Source organism: Pontibacterium sp. (genome assembly GCF_041587635.1).
Classification (GTDB): Bacteria; Pseudomonadota; Gammaproteobacteria; order Pseudomonadales; family Balneatricaceae; genus Pontibacterium.
Window position 1 is genome coordinate 1 of sequence record NZ_JBFGYC010000307.1, and the last position, 4,880, is coordinate 4,880.

General features: G+C 50.2%; 6 protein-coding genes. 3 read left to right on the forward strand and 3 right to left on the reverse strand.

Annotation, left to right across the window (positions count from 1 at the left end; translation table 11 throughout):
• A partial coding sequence (locus tag ABYW01_RS14185; RefSeq protein WP_372833805.1) for a rhodanese-like domain-containing protein occupies positions 1–619 on the forward strand: 619 nt, incomplete at its 5' end.
• Positions 620–719: 100 nt separating this feature from the next.
• On the forward strand, positions 720–1,388 hold the full coding sequence (locus ABYW01_RS14190) for a response regulator transcription factor (RefSeq protein ID WP_193953449.1): 669 nt from the start codon (positions 720–722) through the stop codon (positions 1,386–1,388).
• Positions 1,389–1,469: 81 nt separating this feature from the next.
• Here ABYW01_RS14190 and ABYW01_RS14195 read toward each other — a convergent pair whose 3' ends face one another.
• Both ABYW01_RS14195 and ABYW01_RS14200 read right to left on the reverse strand, forming a co-directional pair.
• The gene (locus ABYW01_RS14195) at positions 1,470–2,138 is read right to left on the reverse strand and encodes a phytanoyl-CoA dioxygenase family protein (RefSeq protein ID WP_372833808.1); all 669 of its coding nucleotides are present in this window, start codon (positions 2,136–2,138) and stop codon (positions 1,470–1,472) included.
• 31 nt (positions 2,139–2,169) lie between these two features.
• A complete protein-coding gene (locus tag ABYW01_RS14200; RefSeq protein ID WP_372833811.1) occupies positions 2,170–2,559 on the reverse strand; it encodes a GFA family protein in 390 nt (129 codons plus the stop codon).
• 228 nt (positions 2,560–2,787) lie between these two features.
• On the opposite strand from ABYW01_RS14200, the gene ABYW01_RS14205 reads away from it, so the two are divergent.
• The gene (locus ABYW01_RS14205; RefSeq protein ID WP_372833812.1) at positions 2,788–3,729 is read left to right on the forward strand and encodes a DUF808 domain-containing protein; all 942 of its coding nucleotides are present in this window, start codon (positions 2,788–2,790) and stop codon (positions 3,727–3,729) included.
• A gap of 413 nt (positions 3,730–4,142) precedes the next feature.
• On the opposite strand, the gene ABYW01_RS14210 is transcribed toward ABYW01_RS14205, so the two are convergent.
• Complete coding sequence (locus tag ABYW01_RS14210; protein WP_372833813.1) at positions 4,143–4,397, reverse strand: hypothetical protein; 255 nt, start codon at positions 4,395–4,397, stop codon at positions 4,143–4,145.
• Positions 4,398–4,880: the final 483 nt, after the last annotated feature.

Consider the following 4,880-nt stretch of genomic DNA (forward strand, 5'->3'; position numbering starts at 1 on the left):
TATGGAGGCCCAAAAGATGAGATCCCTGACCCTTATGCTCTGTTTCCTCTGGATGGCATCGGCCACCGCAGCGGATCAGGCAGACACTGAAACAACGTCAACAAGCCACTGGCTGGAAGCGTTTAAGGATCAGGAAGAGCTGTTCTCATTTGAGGGTTACCGGATCATCCGCTATCGCAGCCCAACGCCGCAAGGTGCGGACGGGGCGAAAACGATCAGCACGCAGACACTGCAGCAGATGCTGCACAGCGATCAGCCACCCCGTTTACTCAACGTACAACCGGTACGCTGGCAACACGGGCACTTTCTGCAGCAAGAGCCTTTTCTGCAGATACCGGGCAGCCGCTGGACTCCCAATGTCGGGATGGGTGAACTCGATGAAGGATGGGAAAAGTACTTCCGTTACCATCTGGAAGTGGTAACAAATCATCAGCAAAACGCCGCGTTGGTACTATACTGTCGGGCCGATTGCTGGATGTCATGGAACGCGATAAAACGCGCAGCCAGCTGGGGATATACTAATCTCTACTGGTATAGGGACGGTGTTGACGGCTGGCGGGATGCCGGGCTGAAGATGCACACAGGCACACCGGAGCCCTTTCCGGTACGGAATAGATAAGCACGCAAGATATGACGAAGAAGGTAGTCTGAACACAGACACACCGGCGGACACACGGGAAGTGATCGCACATAATAACTAGAACGGCTGGAGATGTGTTGTGTATAAAATATTGATAGCGGACGATCATCCGCTGTTTCGTGAAGCGATCACCAACGTGATCGAGAAAAGTTTCCCCGGTTGCGAAACAATTGAAACCGAGGATCTGGACAGCGCCCTGAGCATCACGCAGGAAAGCGACGAACTGGATCTGATCCTGCTGGACCTGAATATGCCAGGCATGAACGGTCTCAACGGTCTCATTACGTTACGCAATGAAGCGCCAACCATCCCGGTGGTCATTGTCTCCGCCGAAGAGGACAAACAGATCGTCTTACAGGCGATCACCTACGGCGCAGTTGGCTTTATCACTAAGTCATCACCACGCGAACAGATGACAGAAGCGCTGACCCAAATTCTGGCCGGCAACGTCTATCTGCCGTCTGACATTATCCGTTCCAGTCAGCCGGAAAACCGTCGTTCCAGCCGTAAAGATGAAAACCAGATTCCACCGGAGCTGCTCTCCTCCCTCACCCGCCGTCAGCTGCTGGTGCTGGAACGCATGTCCAAGGGCGAATCGAATAAACAGATCGCCTATAACCTGAACATCGCAGAAACCACGGTGAAAGCCCACGTATCGGCCATCTTGCGTAAACTCAACGTACATAACCGAATTCAGGCGGTACTCTGTGCCGGTAATATCGACTTTGGTGAATACCTGAAACGCTGATCGCTCCGCAGACATCTCTAAAAATAAAGCCCCGAACATTTGGGGCTTTATGGTATGAGCAGATCATAAAACCTTTATGAATCAGGCCCAGTTCAGCCCTGCGGGCAACTGATAACCACTGTATTCGATGTGGATAATTCGACGCGCTGAAGGCGTCTTAACTTTACTCGAGGCATGTACGAGATGCGGCCGCATAACCAGGACATCACCCGTATCAGCAATACATTCCTCTGCCGAATGGGATTCAGCATAATCCTGTATTTGCTTTGCGCTTAACAAACCCGCGTTATGGCTGGCGGGCAACACCCGCAGGCAACCGCTTCTCTGATCGGCTGGATCGAGATGTAATCGCAGCGAAACCATATTATCCAATACCTCAATTGGGGGTTGGACGTGATAGATGCCGTCTTTCCTGCTCCACGGCCCCCAGTCTTCCAGATCGACCTTGTCAGATAAGGTCACGGTCCTATCCTGATGCCAACTCACCCGCCAGTTATTTTCCGGGGTTTTATCGAAGAGGATCACCCTCACCACGGATGCAATACCGGTCAGATAGCTTTCAGCGAGTCGCTGCAGTTCAGGAGACTGAGCAATTTCACGAATCAGCGGATACTTTTTCTCCGCGTTTCTAAGGCCACCTTTGTACTTGCCAAGTGTAAGTTCTGACAGATCATCCCGAAGCTTTTGCACTGCCTCCCTCGGTACTAATCCGGACAAAAGCTCATATCCCTGATACTCAAATGCCGACATAATTTCCTTCCTCCCTGTAGCTTTCTATTCCCTATTCGAACTCTAAACACTGCGGCAGTTCATTATTTATCTGATACCACGGTGCTTTCTGCGCGACCCAGATGTGATTTTTCTCATCTGCCTGAGGATCATCATCCAGTGATCCCAAGCGCAAAATGACGTGGGCTGTCCCCTCACGTTTGGCGTAAATTTGTGTGCCACAACACCGACAAAAATAGCGCTGTTTACCCGGTGAGGATTCGTATTGATTGAGCAATTCCTGCCCTTTCAAGACAAAATTTTCATCCGCAACAGCCGCCACACTAGAGAAGGCCGCCCCGTGTGCTTTACGACAGGTCTGACAATGACAGTGCACAATTTCACCCACCGGGCCGGCAATGTCATAAGACACCTGCCCGCATAAACAACTACCTGTAATCATGAATACTCCCTAAGATTTTGCTTCCATTCACTCGACGATACATATGTCGAAAAGAGATCAAGTGTAGACCACCCCCGATCTTTTCTGTTCACATTTCACAAGACACACTGTTCCCCTAAAAACGGAAATATTCATTGCTCGCGATTCTTTGTCATCTTTACCCGGTGAAATCGAAAGCTGTGCCAGAATAGATGTAATCTCGTCTCAACCAACCGATGGAGATCGACCATGGCCGGAGCCAGCCTATTAGCCCTGTTAGATGACATTGCGTCTGTACTCGACGATGTGGCCGCCATGTCCAAAGTCGCCGCGCGAAAAACGGCAGGTGTCCTGGGTGATGATCTGGCACTCAATGCCGAACAGGTCTCCGGCGTGCGCGCAGACCGCGAGCTACCCGTCGTGTGGGCAGTCGCTAAAGGCTCCTTTCGTAACAAACTGATACTGGTCCCGGCAGCCCTGCTGATCAGTGCGTTTATCCCCTGGCTTATCACCCCGCTATTGATGCTGGGTGGTGCTTTCTTATGTTTTGAAGGCTTTGAAAAACTCGCGCATAGATACCTGCACAGTGCAGAAGAAGATGAAGCGCAGCACCAACTCAAAAATCAGGCGCTCGCCGATCCCAACGTGGATATGGTGGCGTGGGAGCAGGATAAAATAAAAGGCGCGATCCGCACCGACTTTATCTTATCCGCCGAGATCATTGTGATCGCGCTTGGCACAGTACAACAGTCTGATCTGCTCACCCAAATTCTGGTGATATCTGCCATAGCGCTGGCAATGACCATTGGCGTTTACAGTCTGGTAGCAGGCATCGTCAAAATCGATGACGCAGGCCTCTATCTGGTCGAACAGGCAGCCGATAAAGAAGGCCCGAGCCTGCGACGCTGGTTTGGTGAAAGACTTCTGGCCTTCGCACCTTATCTAATGAAAACCCTGACCGTTGTTGGCACGATCGCCATGTTTATGGTCGGTGGCGGTATTTTGGTTCATGGCATTCCCGGCTCCCATGAACTGCTGCATCATGCGGCCGAAAGCGTACAGAGTCTTGCCGGTATTGGACCGGTACTCAGTGCCATCACCCCAACCCTGTTGAATACTCTGGGCGGCCTGATCGCGGGCGCATTGATCCTCGCCGTTATCACACAGGGCCAACGTATGGTGAGCAGATAATATCGTTAGAATAACCTGAAAGGGACAGCTTGAATTCGTGTGAATACGATAGGGAAGGCAAATAAACGCTGTGGTAACACCATAAGGGAATACCACAGCGGGATACTCATAACCGATACGTTAATCCAGGGAAGATGCGAATAAGTCCCGTCAGTGCTCTGCACGCCCTTAAGCCTGTAGATGCAAGGCGCAATTTGTAGTTAATGGCCGTAGTCCTTAACAAAAACTGTAACACCGCAGATGCAGGCTTAAGGACGTGCCCTGCGGGGCTTTCGGGAAACTTCACACTCGGTGTCAGCACTTTTTGTAAGGTCCAGACACAGTGTGCCCCCTTGGGTATTACTGCAAAGTGCTTCCTTGATTGTGAACCTTCCCGAAAGCCAGAGCGCCTACAGGACTTGTTCGCACCTTCCCTAGCGAATCGCCTTGCAAAAGTTACTTTTCGGCGGCTGCCAGCTCAAACCACCCTTATCAACATAGCAGGACTTTTCCTTGATATGTGCACGGGAATAGCCGCTGCAATCTCTGGCTGCAAAGTAACAGGTCCCTTTAACATTTTCTTTTTTATAACGGGCACCGGGTTCTTCGGCAGACACGACAGTGGATGAAAATACAAATGAGGTTACTGCTACAGCAACGAGGCTAATCCATTTTCCTTTGTTAAACATCTATAAACCTATTTTGTTTGATCCATTAACGTTTGACTCACCTCACCGCCCAGCGACGGTTGCTGCCTTGTCACAGCCATGCAAAATCCAACCAGATTGCATGGGAGGGTTACAACGTAAATACGTCTGAAAACAGACAAATTACAAAAGAGATAAAGCAATCGGAATGGCTCGTCCAAAGCTCAAAGACAGCGCGGACAAAGAGGATATGGGATTCATGTTTCGAATAGACATTCGATAGATCCCATCATAGATAAAGCGCGGTACGAACTACCACGCCTGTCATACTATGCCATCCCTTGCACCGTAAACGTCCTGACTTCTCTTTATAAACTACGTTAGAGTTGTATACGTACAACAGGCTGAACCGACTGCGGTGAGTCTGCACTCAAAATATGACAACCCGTTGAAACAGCCGTTTAAACCAACATTACATTCATCGCGATAGTAACAAGAGTTACTCCTGATAAACCACTCCCAAAA

Coding starts and splice junctions, on each gene's coding strand:
- ABYW01_RS14205 (WP_372833812.1), top strand. CDS start 2,788: ATGGCCGGAGCCAGCCTATTAGCCCTGTTAGATGACATTGCGTCTGTA.
- ABYW01_RS14210 (WP_372833813.1), bottom strand. CDS start 4,397: ATGTTTAACAAAGGAAAATGGATTAGCCTCGTTGCTGTAGCAGTAACC.
- ABYW01_RS14200 (WP_372833811.1), bottom strand. CDS start 2,559: ATGATTACAGGTAGTTGTTTATGCGGGCAGGTGTCTTATGACATTGCC.
- ABYW01_RS14195 (WP_372833808.1), bottom strand. CDS start 2,138: ATGTCGGCATTTGAGTATCAGGGATATGAGCTTTTGTCCGGATTAGTA.